Source organism: Porphyrobacter sp. LM 6 (assembly GCF_001720465.1).
Lineage (GTDB): Bacteria > Pseudomonadota > Alphaproteobacteria > Sphingomonadales > Sphingomonadaceae > Erythrobacter.
This window is the reverse complement of record NZ_CP017113.1, coordinates 1,272,136-1,294,149: the sequence shown is the minus strand read 5'-3', so window position 1 is coordinate 1,294,149 and position 22,014 is coordinate 1,272,136. Positions and strand designations below refer to the sequence as shown.

20 protein-coding genes are annotated in these 22,014 nt (G+C 64.2%); 11 read left to right on the top strand and 9 right to left on the bottom strand.

The window, feature by feature from the left end; translation table 11 throughout:
* Positions 1-25 precede the first annotated feature (25 nt).
* On the top strand, positions 26-472 hold the full coding sequence (gene rnhA, locus BG023_RS06095) for a ribonuclease HI (RefSeq protein WP_069309666.1): 447 nt from the start codon (positions 26-28) through the stop codon (positions 470-472).
* A gap of 152 nt (positions 473-624) precedes the next feature.
* Here the strand turns inward: rnhA and BG023_RS06090 are convergent, their stop codons facing one another.
* The 3 genes from BG023_RS06090 to BG023_RS06080 all read right to left on the bottom strand — a co-directional run bounded on the left by BG023_RS06090 (position 625) and on the right by BG023_RS06080 (position 2,886).
* Positions 625-801, bottom strand: a complete 177-nt coding sequence (locus tag BG023_RS06090) for a YegP family protein (protein WP_069309665.1) — start codon at positions 799-801, stop codon at positions 625-627.
* 64 nt (positions 802-865) lie between these two features.
* Positions 866-1,981 (bottom strand): NAD(P)/FAD-dependent oxidoreductase, encoded by a 1,116-nt coding sequence (locus BG023_RS06085; protein WP_069309664.1) that lies wholly within the window; start codon positions 1,979-1,981, stop codon positions 866-868.
* Positions 1,978-2,886: an alpha/beta fold hydrolase gene (locus tag BG023_RS06080; RefSeq protein ID WP_233993089.1), complete on the bottom strand. Its 909-nt coding sequence runs from the start codon at positions 2,884-2,886 to the stop codon at positions 1,978-1,980. Before BG023_RS06080 ends, BG023_RS06085 begins: the two co-directional genes overlap by 4 nt.
* A 171-nt stretch (positions 2,887-3,057) precedes the next feature.
* Between BG023_RS06080 and BG023_RS06075 the strand changes: the two genes are divergently transcribed.
* From BG023_RS06075 to BG023_RS06045, 7 genes are all read left to right on the top strand, one after another.
* A complete protein-coding gene (locus tag BG023_RS06075) occupies positions 3,058-3,549 on the top strand; it encodes an A24 family peptidase (protein ID WP_069309663.1) in 492 nt (163 codons plus the stop codon).
* 90 nt (positions 3,550-3,639) lie between these two features.
* Positions 3,640-4,749 carry a Flp pilus assembly protein CpaB gene (gene cpaB, locus BG023_RS06070; protein ID WP_069309662.1) on the top strand — a complete coding sequence of 370 codons (1,110 nt, stop codon included), beginning with the start codon at positions 3,640-3,642 and terminating at the stop codon, positions 4,747-4,749.
* A gap of 85 nt (positions 4,750-4,834) precedes the next feature.
* A complete protein-coding gene (locus tag BG023_RS06065) occupies positions 4,835-6,469 on the top strand; it encodes a type II and III secretion system protein family protein (protein ID WP_069309661.1) in 1,635 nt (544 codons plus the stop codon).
* A gap of 19 nt (positions 6,470-6,488) precedes the next feature.
* Positions 6,489-7,178, top strand: coding sequence for a CpaD family pilus assembly protein (locus tag BG023_RS06060; RefSeq protein ID WP_069309660.1), 690 nt, complete (start codon positions 6,489-6,491; stop codon positions 7,176-7,178).
* A gap of 3 nt (positions 7,179-7,181) precedes the next feature.
* Positions 7,182-8,459, top strand: a complete 1,278-nt coding sequence (locus BG023_RS06055; protein ID WP_069309659.1) for a pilus assembly protein CpaE — start codon at positions 7,182-7,184, stop codon at positions 8,457-8,459.
* A gap of 113 nt (positions 8,460-8,572) precedes the next feature.
* Positions 8,573-9,544: a type II secretion system F family protein gene (locus BG023_RS06050; protein WP_069309658.1), complete on the top strand. Its 972-nt coding sequence runs from the start codon at positions 8,573-8,575 to the stop codon at positions 9,542-9,544.
* Between the two features lie 18 nt (positions 9,545-9,562).
* The gene (locus BG023_RS06045) at positions 9,563-10,558 is read left to right on the top strand and encodes a type II secretion system F family protein (RefSeq protein WP_069309657.1); all 996 of its coding nucleotides are present in this window, start codon (positions 9,563-9,565) and stop codon (positions 10,556-10,558) included.
* A 58-nt stretch (positions 10,559-10,616) separates the two neighbouring features.
* Here BG023_RS06045 and BG023_RS06040 read toward each other — a convergent pair whose 3' ends face one another.
* The 5 genes from BG023_RS06040 to BG023_RS06020 form a co-directional block, all read right to left on the bottom strand.
* Positions 10,617-11,081 carry a MarR family winged helix-turn-helix transcriptional regulator gene (locus tag BG023_RS06040; RefSeq protein ID WP_069309656.1) on the bottom strand — a complete coding sequence of 155 codons (465 nt, stop codon included), beginning with the start codon at positions 11,079-11,081 and terminating at the stop codon, positions 10,617-10,619.
* Positions 11,074-11,946 (bottom strand): crotonase/enoyl-CoA hydratase family protein, encoded by an 873-nt coding sequence (locus BG023_RS06035; protein ID WP_069309655.1) that lies wholly within the window; start codon positions 11,944-11,946, stop codon positions 11,074-11,076. Before BG023_RS06035 ends, BG023_RS06040 begins: the two co-directional genes overlap by 8 nt.
* A gap of 105 nt (positions 11,947-12,051) precedes the next feature.
* Positions 12,052-13,338 carry a hypothetical protein gene (locus tag BG023_RS06030; RefSeq protein WP_069309654.1) on the bottom strand — a complete coding sequence of 429 codons (1,287 nt, stop codon included), beginning with the start codon at positions 13,336-13,338 and terminating at the stop codon, positions 12,052-12,054.
* Positions 13,339-13,527: 189 nt separating this feature from the next.
* Positions 13,528-14,313, bottom strand: a complete 786-nt coding sequence (locus tag BG023_RS06025) for an SDR family NAD(P)-dependent oxidoreductase (RefSeq protein ID WP_069309653.1) — start codon at positions 14,311-14,313, stop codon at positions 13,528-13,530.
* Between the two features lie 26 nt (positions 14,314-14,339).
* Positions 14,340-15,509: an acetyl-CoA C-acetyltransferase gene (locus BG023_RS06020; protein ID WP_069309652.1), complete on the bottom strand. Its 1,170-nt coding sequence runs from the start codon at positions 15,507-15,509 to the stop codon at positions 14,340-14,342.
* A 191-nt stretch (positions 15,510-15,700) separates the two neighbouring features.
* Here BG023_RS06020 and BG023_RS06015 point away from each other — a divergent pair, with 191 nt between their 5' ends.
* Positions 15,701-16,432, top strand: a complete 732-nt coding sequence (locus tag BG023_RS06015) for a 2OG-Fe(II) oxygenase (protein WP_069311167.1) — start codon at positions 15,701-15,703, stop codon at positions 16,430-16,432.
* A gap of 16 nt (positions 16,433-16,448) precedes the next feature.
* The gene (locus BG023_RS06010; protein WP_069309651.1) at positions 16,449-18,131 is read left to right on the top strand and encodes a tetratricopeptide repeat protein; all 1,683 of its coding nucleotides are present in this window, start codon (positions 16,449-16,451) and stop codon (positions 18,129-18,131) included.
* A 79-nt stretch (positions 18,132-18,210) separates the two neighbouring features.
* Here the strand turns inward: BG023_RS06010 and BG023_RS06005 are convergent, their stop codons facing one another.
* Complete coding sequence (locus BG023_RS06005) at positions 18,211-21,171, bottom strand: TonB-dependent receptor domain-containing protein (protein WP_069309650.1); 2,961 nt, start codon at positions 21,169-21,171, stop codon at positions 18,211-18,213.
* 321 nt (positions 21,172-21,492) lie between these two features.
* Here BG023_RS06005 and BG023_RS06000 point away from each other — a divergent pair, with 321 nt between their 5' ends.
* Complete coding sequence (locus tag BG023_RS06000) at positions 21,493-21,996, top strand: hypothetical protein (RefSeq protein ID WP_233993088.1); 504 nt, start codon at positions 21,493-21,495, stop codon at positions 21,994-21,996.
* Positions 21,997-22,014 lie beyond the last annotated feature (18 nt).

Below are 22,014 nucleotides of genomic sequence, written 5' to 3'. Positions count from 1 at the left end.
GCTTGCCCCGCCAAGGCATTGGCCGATGAAACAGGTCGACATCTTCACCGACGGCGCGTGCAAGGGCAATCCCGGCCCCGGCGGCTGGGCGGCGATCATGCGGAGCGGCGGGCACGAAAAGGAACTCGTCGGCGGCGAGCCTGAAACGACCAACAACCGGATGGAGATGACCGCGATCCTGCGTGGCCTCAGCGCGCTCAAGGAGCCGTGCAAAGTCACGGTCCATACCGATAGCCGCTATGTGATCGACGGCATGACCCAGTGGATCTTCGGCTGGCAAAAGCGCGGCTGGGTGAACGCCGCGAAGAAGCCCGTCGCCAACGAAGACCTGTGGCGCGCGCTGATCGAAGCGGTGCATCCGCACAAGGTTTCATGGGAATGGGTGAAGGGCCATGCGGGCCACCCGGAGAACGAGCGGGCCGACGCGCTCGCGAGCGCCGAGGCCGTGAAGCAGGCGGCGGGGCCCACCTAACCCCGCCTGACCTCGTGTTGGCGGCCACCTTGTGGTGGCACGGACCACCCGCCCCACCTCCCCACCCGGCCACCATATCCTGATGGCATCATTGGTGGCCGGGTGGGGAGGTGGGGCAGGTGGTCTGAACCGCGCCTAAGCGCGGCGAAAAATCAGCTGTTGTCTTCGACCGCGGCGTCGGGGCCGTTCTTCTTGATCGAATCGATCGCGTTCTGCGCACTGGCCTTGCTCGAATAGCCCTGCGTCGAGAACATCACTTCCGAGTTGTACTTGAACCGCACGCGGAACTCGCCGGCGTTGTCTTTGTAGATTTCGAACGTATGCGCCACTGGCCTTCCCCTTCGCTTTGTGTCTGATTGGGCTTGCGAACCTGCCAGATCATGCAGGCCTTGGCTAGGCCGATATCGCCTCGGCGCGCGACTTCAATCGGTCGGGTGCATAGACAGCGGGATCGATCCGTGCGGTGATCGCATCTGCTCCCTGTCCGAGCAGCACTTGAGCGCCCAGCCGTGCGGCGGCGGGCGCGGTCTGGATGCCGAAGCCGCCCTGCCCCGCGAACCAGAAGAAGCCGTCGGCCTCCGGATCGAAGCCATAGACGGGCAGGCGGTCGGGCGCGAAGCTCCTCAGCCCTGCCCAGCGCCGTTCGACCGCCGCAATCCGCCAGTCGGTCACAGCCATGAACCGGTCGATGGCGATGGCGACATCGATCTCCTCGGGCGCGGCATCGCAGGGTTCCGACGGGATTTCGTCATGCGGGCTGAGCCACAGGCGCCCTGCATCGGGTTTGAAATAGAAGCCGCCATTGATGTCGAGCACGAGAGGCAAATCGGCAGGCGCCTGCGGTTCGACCCGCAGCACGGCAACAGTCCGGCGGAATGGCGCGATGCCGACGGGGCGCACACCGGCAAGCACCGCTATGTAATCGGCCCAAGCCCCTGCGGCATTGACGATCGCTACCGCGCGCCATGTCTCGCCGCGCTCGCCGGTGATCGTCCACACGCCGTCGGCCCGCGTGATCCCCGCCACCCGCGCGCGGCAGGCGATATCGACCCCCAGCCGCCGCGCTGCGCCGAGATAGTGCTGGTGCAGCCCGGCCACGTCGATGTCCGCGCAGGCCGGCTGGTGCAGCGCCTCGGTCCATTCGCGGCGGATATGCGGCACCTTGTCGGCCAGCGCCTCGGGAGACAGCCGCTCGATGGTGACACCGGTGCCAGCAAAGGTCGCGACATGGGCATCCATCGCCGCGCGGTCTTCCCCGCGCCCGACATAGAGGGCGCCGCGCGGGGTAAGGAAGCCGTGCTCTTGCAGGTAGGTGCCGGATGCGAGCGTCAACGGCACCACGCCGGGGCCGCCATAGGTTTCTTCCCAGAACGCCGCCGAACGGCCGGTGGCGTGGTAGCCGGGGGCATCCTCCGCCTCGAGCAGCAGCACGCGGGCATAAGGCGCAAGCTCGGCAGCCAGCCCCGCCCCGGCCATCCCGGCCCCGATCACGGCGACATCATAGATCATGCGTGAGGCACCACCCGGTCAAGAAACTCGGCAATCGCCGCCACGGCGCGGCCGCGCACAGCGTCGCCTTCGCGCAGGATCTCGTGATGCGCTTCCGGGCCGAAGGCGACCATCTCGCCATGCGGCAGGCGGCGCGCGGCGCGCAGGTTGGCGGCGTGGCTCACCAGCTTGTCGGCCGAGGTGGAGATGAACAGCACCGGCACGGTCACACGTTCGAGCACGCCCGGAGCTTCAAGCTGCCGCCACGAGGCATAAGCGCGTTCGACCCAGCGCCAGCTTGCCGGACCCATCACCAGCTGCGGGCGGTGATCGCGCCACCATTGCTCGTCGGCATAGCGGTCGGGATCATGGGTGAGGAGATTGGCGCGCGCCGCGAGCAGTTCGCCCGGCTTCTCGCTCCACTTCCACGCCTGCCGCGTCGGATCGCCGATCCGGCACATAAGCCTGGCGACAGTGTGCAGCACCGGCAGCGGCAGCGGGGGGCCGTTCATGCCGGTCATCGGCGCGCTCAGCACCACGGCATCAGGACTGACGCGGTGATCGACGAGCGCGCGCAAGATCAGGTGGCCGCCCATCGAATGCCCCGCGAGCACATGCGGCCCGGGCGTTTCGGCGACCCAATCGGCCCATAGCGCGGCCAGATCAGCCACCCAGATGCCGAAGTCTTCGATATGACCGGTGACCGCATCCTTGCCGAGCCGCCCGGAACCCGCCTGCCCGCGCCAGTCAGCCGCCGTCACCCGCCATCCGGCGCGGTGCCATTCTTCCAGCGTCTCGAGATATTTCTCATAGGCATCGCCGCGCCCCGGAAGGAACAGGATCGATCCCCGCGCCGTCCCAGCCGCGCCCGGCCAGTCGATCCGCCGGATCGCATGACCATCGCGCGCCGCCCAGGTGCCTTCCACCGCATGGGGCGGAATCGCGCGGCGATCGATCGCTCCAGCCGCCGCTGCGTCTGTCCGGTTGTCGTGAATAGCGCGCCTCCGAGCGTGGTTACTATTTGGTAAGTGATACCCTGTAGCACTGTCCCAATGAAGGACCGCCCGTGCCTGTCGCACGGCAACTTCGGGGGCACAATGTTGACGAGCACCATTCACTACGGTCTGCTGATCGCCTTGGCAATTGCGCTGGTCGTGGCCGCATTCACCGATCTCCGCCGGCGTCAGATCGACAACTGGCTGAACGCCGCCATCGCACTGGCCGCGCCCGCTTTCTGGTGGGCCAGCGGCCTGTCGCTGTGGCCCGGCGTGGCGATGCAGCTGGGCGTGGCCCTGGCGGCCTTTGCCGTGCTGGCCGGGATGTTCGCCATGCGGATGATGGGCGGCGGCGATGTGAAGCTGCTGACCGCGCTCGCGCTGTGGATCCCGCCGACGATGTTTGTGCAGCTGCTGGTGATCATGGCGATCGCGGGCGGCGTGCTGACCGTGGTGATGTTCTTCTGGCACACCGCCCGCAAGCAAAAGGACAAGCTGGCCATTCCCTATGGGGTGGCGATCGCTTTCGGCGGGCTCTGGGTGCTCGCGGCAAACTACCTCCCGGACGGCGCAACCAGCGCGTTAACGGCGTGAACCCGATTTTAACCAATCAGGACGTAACCATCGAAACCATACCTGCCCGGCTATCAACCAACGGGCGCTTTCAAGGGGGCTTTGTCAGCCATGGATAGGAAGAAACTGGTTCTGCTGATCGGCGCGCTGATCATCGCAATCGGGACCGCTTTTGCCGCACGCAGCATCTTCGCCGGAGGCGCAGCCCCCGCAGCCGAAGCTGCCGCCCAACCCACCGGCCCGCGCGTGCTTGTCGCCAAGCGCGCTCTGACCGCTGGCACCATCATCACGGCCGATGCGCTGGTTTACCAGCCCTGGCCCAAGGAGCTGGTGCGCGACGCCTACTTCATCGACGGCGAAGCTGACCTCAACAAGCTGCTCGGCACTGTCGTGCGCTATCCTGTGACCGCCGGCGAGCCGGTGACCCAGGGTTCGCTCGTCAGCCCCGGCGACCGCGGCTTCCTTGCGGCGGCTCTCGGGCCGGGCATGCGCGCCGTGACGGTGCCGGTGTCGGCCAAGACCGCTGTCGGCGGCTTCGTCTTCCCGGGTGACCGCGTCGACCTGGTGATGAGCGCCGAGATCGAAGGCGAAGGCGGGCAGCAGAAGCTCCACACCGCCGAAACCGTGCTGCGCAACCTGCGCGTGCTCGCCACCGACCAGGCCACCGAGACCACCACCGATGAAAACGGCAAGACCGTGGTCAAGGAATTCCAGACCGTCACGCTCGAAGTGACGCCGAAGATGGCCGAAAAGGTCGCCGTGGCGCAGACCGTGGGTACGCTCAGCCTGTCGCTGCGCTCGCTCGCCGACAATCCGTCGGACCTCGAACGTGCGATTGCCTCGGGCGATGTCAACATCCCGGCCAATGCCACCCCCGATCAGGAAGAAAAGCTGCTCAAGGCGGCCATGTCGCGCCCGATCGACAAGGGTGTGAGCGCTGTGACCGGTGGTGACATCTCGCGCTTCCAGCGTTCGACCATGCCGAGTCAGAATTCGCCTGCCGCGCAGTCCTACGCTCCGCAGCCGAGCTACAATCCTCAGGGCGCGGGCAACCCGGCCCCGGTCTATCGTGGCCCGAGCGTCCGGGTGAGCCGTGGCACCTCGACCAGCGAAGAGCAGGTCAACGCCAAGGACACCGGCATGATCCTCAGCGGCCAGTCGCGCAACATCAAGCGTGCAGGCTCCACGGTGCCGGCCGCCTCGATGACCGCGGCATACTGAGGGGGATCAGACCATGCCGACCACCATTCCGCATCAACCGCTCTGTAACCAGGCGGCCACTGGCAAACCCAAGGGGGGCCAAAGCATGACTCGCAAGTTCAAGACCAAGCTGCTGGTGGCTGCGCTCGCAGTCGTCCCGATGGCCGCGATGCCCGCGACCACCGCGACCGCCCAGCAGGTCGTCAGCCCCGGTTCGGAGATCGTCCTTTCGATCGGCCGCGGGGAACTGGTGACCGTGCCCGGCAACATGGCTGACGTGTTCGTCTCGAACGACGCGGTCGCCGATGTGCAGATCAAGTCGCAGCGTCAGCTCTACGTGTTCGGCAAGGCGGGCGGTGAAACCACCATCTATGCCAGCGACGCGAGCGGCAACATCATCTTCTCGGCCAATGTCCGGGTCGGCTCGAACATCGGCAGCGTCGATCAGATGCTGGCGATGGCGATGCCCGATGCCAAGGTGAGCGTGTCGACGATGGGCACCAACACCGTGCTGCTGACCGGCACCGTGGGCGCTCCCGACGATGCGGCGGAAGCCGAGCGTCTGGTGAAGGCCTTCCTTGGCGAAGAAGCCAATGTGATCAGCCGCCTCAAGACCGCGACCCCGCTTCAGGTTAATCTGCAGGTCAAGTTCGCCGAAGTCAGCCGCAGCCTTTTGCGCCAGATCGGCGGCAACCTGCAAACCGCCGACGGGTCGAGCGGCTTCCGCTTCGGCGTCGGCACCGGTCGCTCGGTTGGCGGCGAGGCCTTCAATTACGGCGGCCCGCTGGGCGTCGGCAATGGCGTCCAGAACCCGACTGTCACCGTGCCAGTGATTGGCGCGAACGGCCTGCCGGTGTTCGACGCTGAAGGCCTGCCCGTCACTCAGGACATTGCCGGCCCGGGCATCGACTCCAAGGGCGGCACCAGCCTTGGTGCACTTGGTAAGCTGTTCGGCATCGACGTGCTTGGCGCGCTCGACCTTTCTGAACGCATGGGTCTGGTGACCACCCTTACCGAGCCCAACCTCACCGCGCTTTCGGGCGAAACCGCGACCTTCCTCGCGGGCGGCGAATTCCCGATCCCGATTGCTCAGGGCCTCGGCCAGGTGACGGTGCAGTTCCGCCAGTTCGGTGTGAGCCTCGCCTACACCCCGACCGTGCTCGCCAACGGCCGCATCTCGATGCGTGTGCGTCCGGAAGTCTCCGAGCTGTCGACACAAGGTTCGATCACGCTCAACGGCTTCCAGGTTCCGGCTCTCACCACCCGCCGCACGGAAACGACGGTGGAACTGGGTTCGGGCCAGAGCTTCATGATCGCCGGCCTGATGAGCGCCAATTCGCAGAACCTGCTCGACAAGGCCCCGGGCCTTGGTGACGTGCCGATCCTCGGCAACCTGTTCCGCAGCCGCGAATTCCGTCGCGGCGAAACCGAACTGGTGATCATCGTCACCCCGTATCTGGTCAAGCCGGTCGACGCCAAGGACATCAAGCTGCCGACCGACGGCTTCCGTGCCGCGAATGAGTTCCAGCAGCTCCTCGGTTACCGCGAAAATGCCGGCGTGTCGGGCGAACAGCGTCCGATGCCGACTTCCTCGCAGCCTGAAGCACCCCAGCCCAAGGTGAGTGAGGCCGATCCGGCCGCCATCATCCCGACGCAGCCGGAACAGCCGCGCCGCGCCGAAAAGAAGAACCGCAAGGACGAACGCGCTGCGAGCGCCGCTGTCCCGGGCTTCAGCCTCTAACGTGAGAAAGGTGAGTACGATGCCTGTTGCACGACACAAATCGATGGCCCGGATTCCGGCCCTCGCCCTCGCGCTGACGCTCGGCTTCGGTCTGGCTGGTTGCGGCGGCATGGCGGAAAACGCCTCGCTGAACAGCACCAAGCAGGCGGTGGTCGAACGGACCAGCTTCACGCTGGATGTCGCCACCAGCCCGTCTGGTCTGCCGATCTCGGAACAGCAGCGTCTCGACGGCTGGTTCCAGACGATGGACCTGCGTTACGGTGATCGCATCGCGATCGAAAATCCGGGGCAGAACCCCGCTGTCGCCAATGCGATCCGCGAACTGGCAGGCCGTTACGGCATGATGGTGAGCGAAACCGCGCCGGTGACCAGCGGCTTCGTCAATCCCGGCTCGGCCCGCGTGGTGATCACCCGTTCGACCGCCTCGGTCCCGGGTTGCCCCGACTGGTCGGCCAATTCGGACATGAACTACAAGAACGCCACCAGCCCCAATTTCGGCTGTGCCACGAACAGCAACCTGGCAGCAATGGTCGCTGATCCGCAGGATCTGCTCGAAGGCAAGAAGGGTTCGAGCGAGACGGTCATCGTTACCTCGAACAAGGCGATCTCGACCTATCGTGAAACGGCTCCGACCGGCAAGGGCGGGCTGATGGATGCAACCGGCGGCAGCGGCAGCAGCGGCGGCTCCGGCGGTTCAGGAGGAAACTGACCCATGAACGCTCCCTGGAAATCCGGCCTGCCCGGCAATCGCGATCCCTTCGCGGCCTATATCTGCGACGACAACGCGCTGGACGTGATCCGTCCCGTGGTTATCGAACTGGGCTGGCAGACGGAAAAGTGCAACAAGGGTGGCCTGCGCAACGCGGTGCAATCGCTCTCGGTCAGCGCCAGCCCGGCGATCCTCATGGTCGACCTGTCGGAAAGCGGCGATCCGCTCAACGACATCAACGCGCTGGCTGAAGTCTGCGAACCCGGCACGGTGGTGATCGCCATCGGTCAGGTCAACGACGTGCGCCTCTATCGCGACCTGCTCTCGAGCGGCATCCATGACTACCTGCTCAAGCCCCTGTCGCCGCAGGCGGTGCATGATTGCCTCAATCAGGCGCTGGCGGTGTTCATGTCGCCCAAGGCTGGTGACGCGGATTCGCCCAAGCGGCACATCTCGACCGCTGTGGTCGGGACCCGCGGCGGCGTTGGCGCTTCGACCATCGCGACCTCGCTGGCCTGGCTGTTCAGCGAACAGCACAAGTCGCCGACCGCGCTGCTCGATCTCGACGTGCACTTCGGCACCGGCGCTCTGGCGCTCGATCTCGAACCGGGCCGCGGCCTGACCGACGCGATCGAGAACCCGAGCCGTATCGACCCGCTGTTCATCGAACGTGCCATGGTGCGCGCCGGTGACAACCTGTCGATCCTGTCGGCCGAAGCTCCGATCAACCAGCCGCTGATGACCGATGGTTCGGCCTTCGTGCAACTGGAGGACGAGTTCCGCCAGGCGTTCGAGATGACCGTCATCGATCTGCCGCGCAACATGCTGATCAACTTCCCGCAGCTGCTGGCCGACGTGAACCTCGTCGTGCTGACCTGCGAGCTGACGCTGGCTTCGGCCCGCGACACGATCCGCATCCTGTCGTGGCTTAAGACCAACGCCGGTCACGCTCACCCGATGATCGTCGCCAACAAGGTCCAGCCGGCCGTCGCCGAAATCAGCAAGGCCGATTTCGAAGCCTCGATCGAACGCAAGATCGATTTCGTGGTGCCTTACGACATCAAGGCAGCCTCGAACGCGGCCAAGCTGGGTCAGGTGTTCGTCGACGCCAACCGTTCGAGCAAGGCAACCGCGGCGATCCGCCAGATTGCCGAGCGCGTCGCTGGCGTGAACGGGGAAGACCTCTCCAGCTTCGGCGAAGAGCGCAAGTCGCTGCTTGGCGGCTTCGATCTCAAGTCGCTGCTCGCCAAGAAGGCGAAGAGCGAACCGGCAGAAGCATAAGCGCCCAGTCCGGCCAGGGGAGCCGATGCGCCCTACCCGCGCATCGCTTCCCCGCCGGGCGGCACAGAAACACGGCCGCCGCATGAATGCGGCACCAGGCAGGAAGCAACAGCATGGACTTTTTCCAAACCCTGCTCATCACGACGGTGATCTTCGCCGTGCTGGTCGTGGGCTATCTGCTCGTCGGCGGATCGGGCGCGGCCAAGGCGCAGAAGCGCCGGATGGAAGCGCTGCGTTTCCGGCACTCGGAAAGCCTCGATGCCAAGGTGGACGCCCAGTTCAAGCGCGCCGTCGCCGCCCGCAAGCCCAAGACCTACAAGGTCAAGGGGTCGGGCTCACGCATGGAAGCGCTGGCCGCGCGGCTTGACCGCACCGGCAAGGGCTGGACGCTCAGCCAGTATATCTACGCCTCGACCGGCCTCGCTCTCGCGGTTACCGTGGTGGTGCTGGTGCTCAGCAAGGCGCCGCTGCTGTCGCTCGGTGTCGGCCTCGTGGTCGGTGCAGGCGTGCCGCACTTCGTCGTCAGCCGCGCGATCAACAAGCGCACCGAAGCCTTCATCACCAAGTTCCCCGACGGCATCGAACTGCTCGTGCGCGGCCTGCGTTCGGGTCTGCCGGTGACCGAAACCCTCGGCATCGTGGCCACCGAAGTGCCCGGGCCTGTCGGCATCGAATTCAAGAACGTGATCGATCGCATCAAGGTCGGCAAGACGATGGAAGACGCGCTGCAGGATACTGCCGACCGTCTGGCGATTTCGGAATTCAACTTCTTCACAATCACGCTGGCGATCCAGCGCGAAACGGGGGGCAACCTTGCCGAAACGCTGTCGAACCTCGCCGAAGTGCTGCGCAAGCGCGGGCAGATGAAGCTGAAGATCCGCGCGATGAGCTCGGAATCCAAGGCCTCGGCCTACATCGTGGGATCGCTGCCGTTCATCGTGTTCGGCCTGATCTCCTACATCAACCCGGATTACATGGGCGGCTTCTTCAACGATGATCGCCTGATCGTGGCCGGGCTTGGCGCTGGCGTGTGGATGGCCATCGGCGTGTTCATCATGGCCAAGATGGTCAATTTCGAAATCTGACGCGAGGGGCACCAGACCATGATCGACCAACCCAACGGCCCCATGCTGCTCGGTTTCGACGTTATTCTCGTCGGCACCATTCTGGCCGGCATGGCCGCCTTCGCGGTGATGCTCGCCATCTATGCGGCGGTCACCATCCGCGATCCGATGGCCAAGCGCGTCAAGGCGCTCGAGGGCCGGCGCGAACAGCTCAAGGCCGGGATCGTCGTCTCGGGCTCGAAGAAGCGCGCCAGCCTGGTGCGCCGCACCGGATCGACCGACAAGGTCAAGGACAGCCTCAGCAAGTTCAACGTGCTGCAGGAAAGCCAGGTCAAGGAGGTGCAGCAGAAGCTCGCCTACGCCGGCTACCGCAACAAGGAACTGGCGGTCATCATCATCGGCCTGCGGGCGATCCTGCCGGTCGTGCTGGGCGGCCTTGCCGCGCTGCTGATCTACGGCATCGAACTGTGGCCGACGATGGGCCCGTTCAAGCGGCTGTTCGCCTTCGCGATCATCGTGTTCCTGAGCTACAAGGGTCCGGAGCTCTACATCGGCAACAAGGCGACCAAGCGCACCAAGGAAATCCAGAAGGGCCTGCCTGACGCGCTCGATCTGCTGGTGATCTGCGCCGAGGCCGGTCTGACCGTGGACGCCGCGTTCAACCGCGTCGCCAAGGAACTGGGCCGCGCCTATCCGGAGCTGGGTGACGAATTCGCCCTCACCGCGATCGAACTGTCGTTCCTGACCGAACGCAAGATGGCCTTCAACAACCTTGCCTACCGCGTCAATCTTGAAGCGGTGAAGGGCGTGGTGACGACCATGATCCAGACCGAGCGTTACGGGACGCCGCTGGCCAGCGCGCTGCGCGTGCTGTCGGCCGAATTCCGCAACGAGCGCATGATGCGCGCCGAAGAAAAGGCCGCCCGTCTGCCCGCGATCATGACCATCCCGCTGATCATGTTCATTCTGCCGACCCTGTTCGTGGTCATCCTTGGCCCGGCGGCCTGTTCGATCTCGGACAACCTGGTCAAGTAAGGCAGCGCCAGAACAGCAAGGGCCGGATCGGGGAATACCCGGTCCGGCCCTTCGCGTTTCAATCGCCCGTCAATTCTCCGGCCCGCGCGCGCAGGCCTGCCAGCAGACGGCGCAGCAGCGCTTCCTCGCCCGGAGCAAGCCCGGCCAGAAGATCGCGCTCGGTTGCACGGGCGAGCGGCATCACCTCGGCATGGATCGCGCGGCCCTCCCCCGTCAGCGCCAGCACGTGCGAGCGCCCATCCTCGGGATTGGGCACACGCGCCACCAGCCCGCGTTCCTCCAGCACCTTGACCGCGCGGTTGACTGCCACCTTGTCCATCACTGTCGCAGCGGTCAGCGCGCGCTGGGTCATCGGCCCGCCAGCCTCACCTGTATCGCCCAGCACCGCCATGATCCGCCATTCGGCGATCCGGAGGCCGAAGCGCTTGCGATAGCGTTCGGCGATCAGCCCGCTGACCGCGTTGGATGCGACCGAAAGCTGATAGGGCAGGAAGCCGGCAAGCTGCCCTTCGGGTTCACTCATAGGGGCGTTCGTCCCACCACGGGTAGAAATCGGGCATATCGGCGCTTACCTTGCCGGGATACATCGCCTTGCGCTTTTCAAGGAAGCTGGCGATGCCTTCCTTGGCATCGGCCCCTCGGCTGAGGCGGTAGATCGCGCGGCTATCGATCTTGTGCGCCTCCATAGGATGATCGGCGCTCGCCAGCCGCCACATCATCGCCCGCGTCATCGCAACCGAGATGGCCGACGTGTTCTCGGCAATCTCGCTGGCGAGGGTCTTGGCGGCGTGGAGCAGATCCTGCGGGGCGTGGACCGATCGCACCAGCCCGCCGGCCTTGGCTTCGTTCGCGTCGAAGATGCGGCCGGTATAGCACCATTCAAGTGCCTGGCTGATGCCGACGATGCGCGGCAGGAACCAGCTCGATGCGGCTTCGGGCACGATCCCGCGCCGGGCGAAGACGAAGCCGTAACGCGCGGTGGTGCTGGCAAGGCGGATGTCCATGGCGAGCTGCATCGTCGCGCCCACACCCACGGCCACACCGTTGCAGGCGGAAATCAGCGGCTTCTTGCTTTCGAACAGGCGCAGGGTCAGCAGGCCCCCGCCATCGCGCACGCGCTTGTCGGACAGGCTGGCAACCTCGTCACCGCTGGAGAATACCTGCCCGCCGCCTTCGGGGGTAAGGTCGGCACCGGCGCAGAAGGCGCGCTCGCCGCTGCCGGTGAAGATCACCGCGCGCACGCCATCGTCCGCGTCGATATCGTCCATCGCCGCCATGATCTCCTCGCCCATGGTACGGGTGTAGGCATTCATCTTGTCGGGACGGTTCAAGGTGATGGTGGCGATGCCATCCGCCTTGGTGACGATGATCTGGGTGTAGTTGGTCATGCGGGGTGCCTCTCCTGATGTGGAACCAGTGATGCCACGGCCAGAGCAAAAGAAAACCCCCGCAAAAGCGAGGGCTTTATTTCGACTGGACACGGCGGCTCGGTGCTAAAGCGCGAGATTGAAATGCAGCATTGTCAGGCGGGGATTATCCGGCTTCATGCCTAACGAGAGCGCCTCATCGAGCACGATTTGCGCGGCCTCCTTGTTCACGATCTTCGCAAGATAGCGAAGCGGATCATATTGGATGTTGACCGGAAGCGCTCCTTTGGTGAGCTGCGCCACGACCGACTTGCGCATGAAGTCGAATTCCCGCCATTCGCACAATTCGGCAGGCGTCATGGTTCCGGTTTGTAATCCGAGGTAGTCCTGCACACTGTTGACGTACGGAGAAAGCTTCATCGCTTCCAATCCCCGTCTCCAGAGGCTGGACTCTACGCCCTTGAACCAGACCAATGGGATAGACTCCCCGCCCATGCCCAAATCGAGGGCACGTGCCGCGAGAATTGCGCGTGCCTCAGGATCGGCAGAGCCCGCAGCCATCGAAAAGGAGCTCGTCTCGAAGTCTTGCAGATCGGCGCGCTCGGCGAGCTGAGCGCCCGTGAGACCGAGCGCGTTGGCGAGCGCTTCGAACGTCACACAGGCAAACTCCCTGAACAGGAAGCCCATCGGATTTTCCGGCGGCACCTTCCACGAGACCCGATCTGCCGTCACCATCAAGTGCCCAGCAATGACCCGAGCATATGCCTCGACCGTGGTGAATTCGCCCATCTTGTCCAATTTGGTTTTGGCAATCATGCGCGGCTTGTCGGATGGATCGCGAAGAAAATACTCCAGCAACGGCACCTGCCAAGGGTAGCAGCCATCAAAGCTCCCCCATGCGTGGATCGACGACGCAAGCTCAACCCGAACCGACACAGGGTTCGCTTCAGCAATCGCCCGGATCTGGGAAAAATCATCACCCCGACCCTCGCGGATCAGCTTCTTGACCGGATCGTCGCGCTGTGACGGAGCAAAGCGGCGGTAGTTTTCGGGAGTGATCGTGTTTCCGCTATGAAACTTGGTGAAGCCCTGCTCGGATAGCCAATCGACCCACGGCTGGTAGAGCTCGGGGTGCCGCCCCGCATATTTCCAGTCGTAGTCCGGAATCCAGTCACACGGATGCGCAGCAAAGCCGCGCGCTTCAGCCAAGGCCAGAAAATCGACCAGAGAGCCGTTGGCCGATGGCTTTTCGTATGCAAGAACTGCGCGAAAGGCAGCCCGGGCTTCCTCGCCCATCGTCGGCAAGCGCAGCTTTGGCAATTGCCCAGCCAATGTCTCATCGACAGCCTTGAGCTTGATCGTGCCAAATTCCCGGTGGCGATGCCGGTTTTCGATAAGCTGGCCTGTAAGCATGGTCGGTATTCTCCGCTAACCTGGCGGTCCATACCGGTTTGGAGTTAACATCGCGCTTGAGGCAAGAAAAAAGCCCCCGCAAAAGCGAGGGCTCCCTTTGGACCGTGTCAGGTCGATCTAGACCCCGTCTAGACCCCCCTTAGACCCCTTCTAGGCCCATGTTCCACGTGGAACATTGGCCGTTTTGGCTCAGCGCGGGGCCATGCGGATCGCGCCGTCGAGGCGCACGTCCTCGCCGTTGAAGTAGCCGGTCTCGATCATGGTCATGGCGAGCTTGGCATATTCGGTCGGCATCCCCAGACGCTTGGGGAACGGCACCGAAGCGGCCAGCGCATCGCGCACGTTCTGCGGCGCAGCGGCGAGCAGCGGGGTGTCGAAAATGCCCGGCAGGATGGTGTTGACGCGGATGCCCTCGTTCATGAGATCGCGTGCGATCGGCAGGGTCATGCCGATCACGCCCGCCTTCGAAGCCGAGTACGCCGCCTGGCCGATCTGGCCGTCTTCACCCGCGACAGACGCGGTGTTGACGATCGCCCCGCGCTCGCCGAACTCGTCGATCGGATCGAGGGTCATCATGCCCGCCGCCGACTTGGCGATGCAGCGGAAGGTGCCGATGAGGTTGACCTGAATGACGAAGTCGAAGGCCGAAATCGGGAAGTGCTTGATCGAGCCATCTTCCTTGGAACGGCTGGCAGTCTTGATCGCGTTGCCGATCCCGGCGCAGTTCACCAGAATGCGCTCCTGCCCATGGGCGGCGCGGGCCTTGGCGAAACCGGCGTCGACGTCAGCGTCGCTGGTCACGTTGACCATGCAGAACACGCCGCCGATTTCCGCCGCCAGCGCCTCGCCCTTTTCGGCGTTCATGTCGAAGATCGCGACCTTCGCGCCCTTGGCAGCCAGCGCGCGGGCAGTCGCCGCGCCGAGGCCAGAGGCACCGCCGGTGACGACGGCGGGGGTATTGGCTGAAACTTCCATTGGTTAGTCCTCTCAGATGGGAGTGATTACAGGGCCTCGACGATGGTCACGTTGGCGACACCGCCGCCTTCGCACATGGTCTGGAGGCCGTATTTCTTGCCGTGGCGCTTGAGCGCGTGGACCAGCGTCGCCATCAGCTTGGTGCCCGAGGCGCCGAGCGGATGGCCGAGCGCGATCGCGCCGCCATGGACGTTGAGCTTCGTCGGATCAGCACCGGTGTGCTTGAGCCATGCGAGAGGCACCGAAGCGAAGGCTTCGTTGACTTCGAACAGATCGATATCGTCGATGGTCAACCCGGCACGCTGCAAGGCGCGGTCAGTCGCGAACAGCGGTTCTTCGAGCATGATCACGGGATCACCCGCGGTCACCGTGAGGTTGTGGATGCGCGCCAGCGGGGTGAGACCATGGGTCCTCAGCGCGGCTTCCGAGACCACCAGCACCGCCGAGGACCCGTCGCAGATCTGGCTCGACGAAGCGGCCGTGATAGCGCCATCGGGCGAGAGCAGCTTCACGCCGGCAATGCCTTCCAGCGTCGCATCGAAGCGGATGCCTTCGTCGACCGTGTGCATCTGGGTGCCTTCCGGCGTCTCGATCTCGACCGCCACGATCTCGCGATCGAAGGCACCGGCCTTGGTCGCGGCAATCGCCTTTTCGTGGCTCGCCAGCGCGAACCGGTCAAGATCGTCCTTGGTGAAACCGTGCTTCTTCACGATCATTTCCGCGCCCATGAACTGGCTGAAATTGATGCCGGGGAACTTCTCCTCGATCCCGGCGGCCTTGGCGTAGAGCCCTTCCTTCATGTGAAGCGTGACGTTCGAGCCCATCGGCACGCGGGTCATGCTCTCGACGCCGCTGGCGATCACCACGTCCTGCGTGCCGCTCAGCACGGCCTGCGCGGCGAACTGGATTGCCTGCTGCGAGGATCCGCACTGGCGGTCGATGGTGACGGCGGGGGTCGACTGCGGCAGCAGCTTCGAGGCCAGCACGCCCATGCGCCCGACCTGCATCGCCTGCTCGCCCGCCTGGCTTACGCAGCCGGTCACCACGTCGTCGATCGCCTTGGGATCTATGCCCGAACGCTCGACAATCGCGTCGAGCGACTTCGCCAGCAGGTCGACGGGATGAATCCCCGCCAAGCGCCCACCGCGGCGGCCACCGGCCGTGCGAACAGCTTCAACGATGTAGGCAGTGCTCATCAGTCTCTCTCCAATCCGTTGCTCGGACAAGGCGCGAACGCGGCAAATAAGTTTCGTATCGCCACTCGCCTTTGGCATCCCGCCTATTGAAGGCAGCGGAGCAAATCAAGCGGGCAAAATGATGGGTGCCCCGGCTTGACGGACGCTTGCCTTGGCGCGTGTGCAGTGGCAGGCCCCCGCGGGGAGTGGTGATGAAGACGCTGTTCGAACTCAGTACCGATCTGGATGTGCCCGCGCTTGCAGCGCTCTTTGCTGCAACAGGCCGGGTGCAGCTGCGCGATGTTCTTACACCTGACAGTGCCCGCGAATTGCAGACGGTGCTGGCACGCGGCACACCTTGGGGTATGGCCATCGGCGCAGGCTCAGCCCGGCCAGAAAGCTTCCGCGCCGACCAGACCCGCACGCCGCAGGGACAGCAGGCCATGGCGCAGGCCTCGCGCAATGCCGATCAGCACTCAGCCAGCGGCGAATACGGCTTCCGCTTCGCGCATTACCCGATCCTCGAAGCAATGCGCGAAGGCTGGGACCCCGGCGGCGCGCATGAGGTGCTAATCGAGCATCTGAATGCCCCCGCTTTCCTCAATCTCGTCCGCGCGGTGACCGGCATCGACAGCCTGATCAAGGCCGACGCCCAAGCCACTCTGTTCGCCCCCAACCACTATCTCGGACGGCACAATGACAGCCACGTCGGCGAAGGCTGGGAAGTGGCCTATGTCCTCAACCTTGCACGCGAAGACTGGCACCCGGACTGGGGCGGCTATCTCTTGTTCCTCGACGAGGATGGCGATGTGATCGAAGGCTTCCGCCCGCGCTTCAATGCGCTCAACCTGTTCCGCGTCCCGCAATCCCATCTGGTCAGTTATGTGCCGCCCTTCGCTCCGCTGGGCCGGATGGCAGTGACCGGATGGCTGCGGAGCAAGTGATCCCGCGCGAGGCACGATGACAGGCAGCGCACAGGCCATTGCCCAACAAGCCAGCCTGCTTGCAGCACAGGGCAACAATGTCGACGCGGCCGCGCTCTATGCACGCGGCCTCGCCGAATTTCCGCATGATGCACGGTTCGCCAACAGCGCGGGCAATTTCCATTTCAAGAGAGGCGAACTCGATCAGGCACTCACGCTGTTCGAACGCGCACTCGAACTGGCACCCGATCTGGTCGAAGCCGGGGTCAATGCCGCAATCACCCTCGGTCGCCTTGGCCGACCGGAGCGGGCCGCCGCGTTGCTTGGCCCGCTGGAACAGGCCGGTGCGAACAATTCGGGCTACTGGAGGGTCCGCGCGGATTCCGAACGGCAGGCTGGTCGTCATCGCGAAGCCTCGGCCAGCATTGCCCGGGCACAGGCGCTCGATCCGGGAAATCCGAAGACCGCCCGCAGTCGGGCACGGCTGGCGCTCGAACGCAGCGAACCCGATGCTCCGGCACAGATCGAAGCCGCGCTCAATCTCAACCGCGGCGATCCTAACCTTTTGTTCGATTATGCGCAGGCCCTCGCGCTGCACGGCCGGCTTGCCGAAGCGCTGGAATATTCCGGAGCGCTGGTGAGCCAGCTTCCGGGTTGGGTCGAAGCCCATACCTTGCATGCCGAACTACGATGGGCATCGGGAGACAGGGAGAGTTTCTCCGATCACTTCGCAAGCACAGCCGCGAAGCCCGGTGCGGATCCGAAGATCTATCTTGCATGGAGCGCGGTGCTCGACGGCGTTGATCGTCCCGCCGAAAGCGCCGCGATCCTTGCGCGGGCCCGGTCGATCTGGCCGGATGATCCCGCTCTCGCGCTCGCCCAGGCGGTATCGCTCGGCGAGGCGGGCGAGGCGGTTGCAGCGCAAGGCGTATTCCAGCAGTTCGCCAGCATCGCCGACCCGGACTGGAAGGTCGCGCGAGGGCGCAATCTTGTGCGACTTGGCGAAATTGCTGCGGCAGAAGACACGCTGGCGCAGGCGCTCGCCGCCCGACCCGATGATGTCGGCGCCTGGGCACTGATCGATCTGTGCTGGCGGCTTGAAGGCAACGCGCGGCACGAATGGTTGCATGGTCAACCAGGATTGGTGCGCCAGATCGCCCTGCCCCTCGATCAAAGCGAACGTGACAGCATCACCGCCCTGCTACTCGAGCTTCATCGCCATTCGGCCATGCCGATCGGACAATCGGTCAAGCGCGGTAGCCAGACCAAGGGCGCACTGTTCGCACGTGCCGAGCCCGAGCTCGCACGGCTCGAGGCGGCACTTCATGAGGCGATGGCCGAATATCGCGCGGGCCTGCCAGCAGTCGACCCCACGCACCCACTGCTCGCGCGCCGCAATGATCCCTGGCGGATCGCCGGGAGCTGGTCGATCCTGCTCGACGGCGAAGGGCATCATGCGGCGCACATCCACCCGCGCGGACTGTTGTCCTCTGCAAGCTACTGGCTGGTTCCGGACGAAGTGGACGCGCCCGGACAGCGCGGATGGCTTGAACTCGGCAATCCCCCGCCGGGACTGGCCGAAGCGCTCGGCAGCCTGCACACCATTCGCCCCGCCGCTGGCACGCTCGTGCTATTTCCCAGCACGCTCTACCACGGCACGCGCCCGATTTCCGAAGGCACCCGCATGACGGTCGCCTTCGACGTCACGCCAACCGCCTGATCCGTTCTATCCGGGCAAAGAAAAAGGGCGGCGGATCGTGTGATCCGCCGCCCCTTTCTGATTACGTTTCTGATCTGGATCAGAAGCGGAAGTTCACACCCACGAAGAAGTCGCGGCCAAGCACGTCGAAGAAGCTCGGCAGGGTGTTGGCCTGTTCGGCTGCCGAACCGAGAACCGGCGGCTGCTTGTCGAACAGGTTGTTGACGCCCGCGTTGATCGTCATGCGCTCGTCGATATCGAAGCTCGCAGCGAGATCGATATAGTTCCAGGCAGGGATCGAACGGAGCGGCAGCGCATTGTTTTCGATGCGAGTGTTGCCGCTGAAGGTGTTCTGGACGCGGAAGTCTTCCGTCGCACCTTCATAACGCCAGCGCACCGAGAACAGGGCCGGACCCTGCGTGTAGGTGACGCGCACGTTGTGGCGGTAATCGGGCAGACCGTAGGTGCCTTCAACGATGTTCTCGCGCAGCGGCAGGAGGGCCACCGGGGTGTTGCGATACTTGTCGAGGTAGGTGCCGAGGTAGAAGAACCCGAGTTCGCCCTTGAACAGCGGGAGGCTGTAATCGACTTGGATGTCGATACCTGCGGTTTCCAGCTTACCGACGTTGTCTTGGACCAGCACGGGGTTCAGACCGCCCGAGTTGAGGCCCAGAGCACCGGTGCCGGTGTTACGACGACCAACGAAGGCCGAGCACGCCGGATCGCTCAGGTTCTGCACGGTATTGAAGCACAGCGACAGCGCGCTGGCGAGGCCGCCCAGACGGGTGTTGATCGTGTCTTCAACCTTGATGTTGAAGTAGTCCACCGTGATGTTGAGGCGCGGCACGAAGCTCGGCTGAAGCACCACACCGAAGGTGTAGGTGTCCGAAGTTTCCTCGCCCACATCCGGGTTACCACCGAAGTCGGACTGGATCTGCGTGTTCGGCTGCACACCGCGGGTGAACACGGCAGCCGCCGGCACGCCCGAAGCGATACAGAAGTCACGCAGCGCCTGGGTACGCTCAGCGACCGGGCCACGATCCGAGCACGGATCGGTTGCCGCCGGGAAGCCGGTCGATGCACCACCGAACAGATCCTGCACGTTCGGCGCACGAACAGCGCGCGAATACTGGCCCCGGAACCGGATGCCTTCAAACGGCGAGAGTTCGCCACCGAAGTTGTAGGTCCAGTTGCCGCCGACGCGGTCAAGCGAGTAGTCCGAGAAACGGAACGCACCGTTCACTTCGAGAGCGTTGATGAAGCCGTCCTCGATGATCGGGACGCGAACTTCGCCGAATACTTCCTTGACGTCGTAGCCGCCGCTGGTCGGCAGGCCGGCGTTGAAGCCGAGCACGTCGCCCGAGGCGAGGAAGGTGTCAGGGATGAAGGCCGAGTTCATCTTGCGGTATTCAACACCGGTCGCGAAACCGATGTCGTCCGCACCGAAGCCGAGGTTGAACAGAGTGCCGTTGATCGAAGCGACGGCGTTGGTCAGTTCGGATTCGGTGATGTTGGTCGCGTTGATCGACAGGTAGTTCAGCGCCGCCTGGCTGGCGAGGCCGGTCCCGAAGACGTTCAGCGGCACACAACCTGCAGCACGAGCCGATGCGTCACGACAACGCGTTTCGGTGGTGCTGCCCGGTACGAACTCGGTCGTCAGCGCGTTGATGAAACGGCTGCGCGAGATGTTGCCCTTCTGGATGTTGGTGTTCGTCGTACGCGAGTACGAGTAGAACGCATCGAAGCTGATGTTGTCGGTGATCCCGCCGCGAACACCGCCAAGCACGCGGAACGCCTCACGAGCGAACGACGAGTTGCGGCTGCCGAGGTCGTTGAAGCGGAAGTTGACCTGGGTGGTGCGGTAATCGGCACCAGTCGCAGTCGCAACCGGGTTCTGGTTGATCAGATCGCGGGTCTGCTGGTTGAAGAACGGGCTGTTGATGAACAGCGGCGCGGCGACGCCGGCCGGAGTCGGGGCCAGTTCCTGATCAACGTCGTTACGAACGAACGAGAGTTCCGAATAGGCTTCGATGCCGTCGGTGAACTCGTAGTGCCCGTAAGCACCGAGCAGGTAACGCTCCTGCGGCAGCTGGAGGTAGTTATCCGGGGCGAAGTTGTAGAGATCGCCCGGATCCTGGAACAGACGCGAACCGCCACCAGTCGGGTTAGCAATGTAGGTCTGCTGCGCACCGGCCGGACCAGCAACGAAGGTGCCGGTCGGGGTGGTTGCCGAACCCTGCGGCACGAAGCCGAGTTCGCCGCCACGAGCAAGACAGGTGCCAACGGCAATGCCGCTCGGGAACGGAGTGCCAATGCCACCACGGCCAGTGCTGCCCGGGACGATACAGCCGTCACCAGCAGCACGTTCCGAGAAGACGCGTGCATCCTGGAACACCGGCTTACGACGGGTGTAGTTGGCAAACATGGTCACAGCGCCGCGACCGTCGTCAAACGCCGAACCGATGGCGGCGTTGAACTGGTAACGGGCCGCATCGCCGCGGCCGGTCAGCGAGTAGCTGCCGCCGAGCTCGAGACCTTCGATGTCGCGCAGCTTGAAGTTGACGACGCCGGCAACCGCGTCCGAACCGTAAACGGCCGAGGCACCGCCGGTCACGACTTCAACGCCGCCCAGCAGGAACTGCGGGATGGTGTTGAGGTCGACGATCTGGTTGGTATCGTAGAACATCCAGCGGCGGCCGTTGACCAGCACCAGAGTGCGGGTGGCGCCGAGGTTACGCAGGTTCAGCGTGACCGCGCCGTTGCCAGGGTTGTTCGAGAAGCCGGTGACGCCCGGAAGCACCTGCGGCAGAGTGTTGAGCACCTGCTCGACGTTGACCGCACCGGTCAGTCGGAATTCTTCCGGCGAGACGACCGCGATCGGGCTGGTCGAGTTGAGATCGGTGCGCTGAATGCGCGAACCGGTCACGACAATGGCCGTAGACTCAGCGGCCTGCTCGGCCGAATCAGTGACGTCAGCGTCTTGTGCGTAGGCAGGTGCACTGAGCATGGCACCAGCCATGATCGTGCCCGCGAGCAGCGAACCCTTGTTGAAACGAGTCATTTTTGTCCCCTTGATGCACGCACACCAAAATGCGGCGCACGCTATCCAAAGTCACGGGCGGATGCCCGGATTTGGGGGCTCTAGGTTATTCGACGCATATCCCGCAATCGCAGGCGTGCCCCGCGTTTCGAGATAAAAAGGGAGTGTTGCATTCTGGCGACACCCGAGTTTCAGAGCGTCTTTATCTCACTTCAGTTTGGCAATAATGCTGCGCAAGGACGCAACGCCCGCGCGCAAATCCGTCATATGGCAGCACGCGACATAGGAGTGGACAATATGACGAGATTGAGGCCGACAACCTGCAATTGGACGCGCGTTTTGGTGGGTGCCGCCGGCATTGCATGCCTCGCCACCTCCCTCCCCGCCTTGGCGCAAGAGGTCGATTACCTCGCGGAGCTCAAGGCCTGTCGGAGTATCGCCGACGAGGCGGCGCGACTTGCGTGCTACGACGCGAAAGTCGGCGCGATTGTCACAGCAAGTGATGAGGGCGACGTCAAAGTCGTCAGCCGGGACGAGGTTCGTCGTACCCGTCGCCAGCTGTTCGGAATCAGCATGCCCGATATCGCCATCCTGAAAGGCGACGGCAAGGATGATGAGGAACTTTCGGATCTGTTCGAGACCACAATCGCCTCAGGCCGCCAGACCGGGCCATCAAGCTGGCGCTTCACCACAGCTGAAGGCGCAGTGTGGGAAATCAACAATCCGCCGCGCAAGCTCGCCCCGATAAGCCCAGGCGACAAGGTGGTCTTCAAGAAGGCTTCGCTCGGCTATTTCTTCATCCGCATCAATGGCCAGATCGGGGTCAAGGGGCGGCGCGTACAGTAAGGCTTGGGTTTGCCCGAA

Excerpts from the sequence above, each read along its gene's own strand:
- BG023_RS06010 (WP_069309651.1), top strand. The coding sequence starts at position 16,449 with ATGACAGGCAGCGCACAGGCCATTGCCCAACAAGCCAGCCTGCTTGCA.
- BG023_RS06050 (WP_069309658.1), top strand. The coding sequence starts at position 8,573 with ATGGACTTTTTCCAAACCCTGCTCATCACGACGGTGATCTTCGCCGTG.
- BG023_RS06060 (WP_069309660.1), top strand. The coding sequence starts at position 6,489 with ATGCCTGTTGCACGACACAAATCGATGGCCCGGATTCCGGCCCTCGCC.
- BG023_RS06005 (WP_069309650.1), bottom strand. The coding sequence starts at position 21,171 with ATGACTCGTTTCAACAAGGGTTCGCTGCTCGCGGGCACGATCATGGCT.
- BG023_RS06020 (WP_069309652.1), bottom strand. The coding sequence starts at position 15,509 with ATGAGCACTGCCTACATCGTTGAAGCTGTTCGCACGGCCGGTGGCCGC.
- BG023_RS06035 (WP_069309655.1), bottom strand. The coding sequence starts at position 11,946 with ATGACCAACTACACCCAGATCATCGTCACCAAGGCGGATGGCATCGCC.
- BG023_RS06040 (WP_069309656.1), bottom strand. The coding sequence starts at position 11,081 with ATGAGTGAACCCGAAGGGCAGCTTGCCGGCTTCCTGCCCTATCAGCTT.
- BG023_RS06085 (WP_069309664.1), bottom strand. The coding sequence starts at position 1,981 with ATGATCTATGATGTCGCCGTGATCGGGGCCGGGATGGCCGGGGCGGGG.
- BG023_RS06045 (WP_069309657.1), top strand. The coding sequence starts at position 9,563 with ATGATCGACCAACCCAACGGCCCCATGCTGCTCGGTTTCGACGTTATT.
- BG023_RS06025 (WP_069309653.1), bottom strand. The coding sequence starts at position 14,313 with ATGGAAGTTTCAGCCAATACCCCCGCCGTCGTCACCGGCGGTGCCTCT.
- cpaB (WP_069309662.1), top strand. The coding sequence starts at position 3,640 with ATGGATAGGAAGAAACTGGTTCTGCTGATCGGCGCGCTGATCATCGCA.
- BG023_RS06065 (WP_069309661.1), top strand. The coding sequence starts at position 4,835 with ATGACTCGCAAGTTCAAGACCAAGCTGCTGGTGGCTGCGCTCGCAGTC.
- BG023_RS06055 (WP_069309659.1), top strand. The coding sequence starts at position 7,182 with ATGAACGCTCCCTGGAAATCCGGCCTGCCCGGCAATCGCGATCCCTTC.
- rnhA (WP_069309666.1), top strand. The coding sequence starts at position 26 with ATGAAACAGGTCGACATCTTCACCGACGGCGCGTGCAAGGGCAATCCC.
- BG023_RS06030 (WP_069309654.1), bottom strand. The coding sequence starts at position 13,338 with ATGCTTACAGGCCAGCTTATCGAAAACCGGCATCGCCACCGGGAATTT.
- BG023_RS06015 (WP_069311167.1), top strand. The coding sequence starts at position 15,701 with ATGAAGACGCTGTTCGAACTCAGTACCGATCTGGATGTGCCCGCGCTT.
- BG023_RS06075 (WP_069309663.1), top strand. The coding sequence starts at position 3,058 with ATGTTGACGAGCACCATTCACTACGGTCTGCTGATCGCCTTGGCAATT.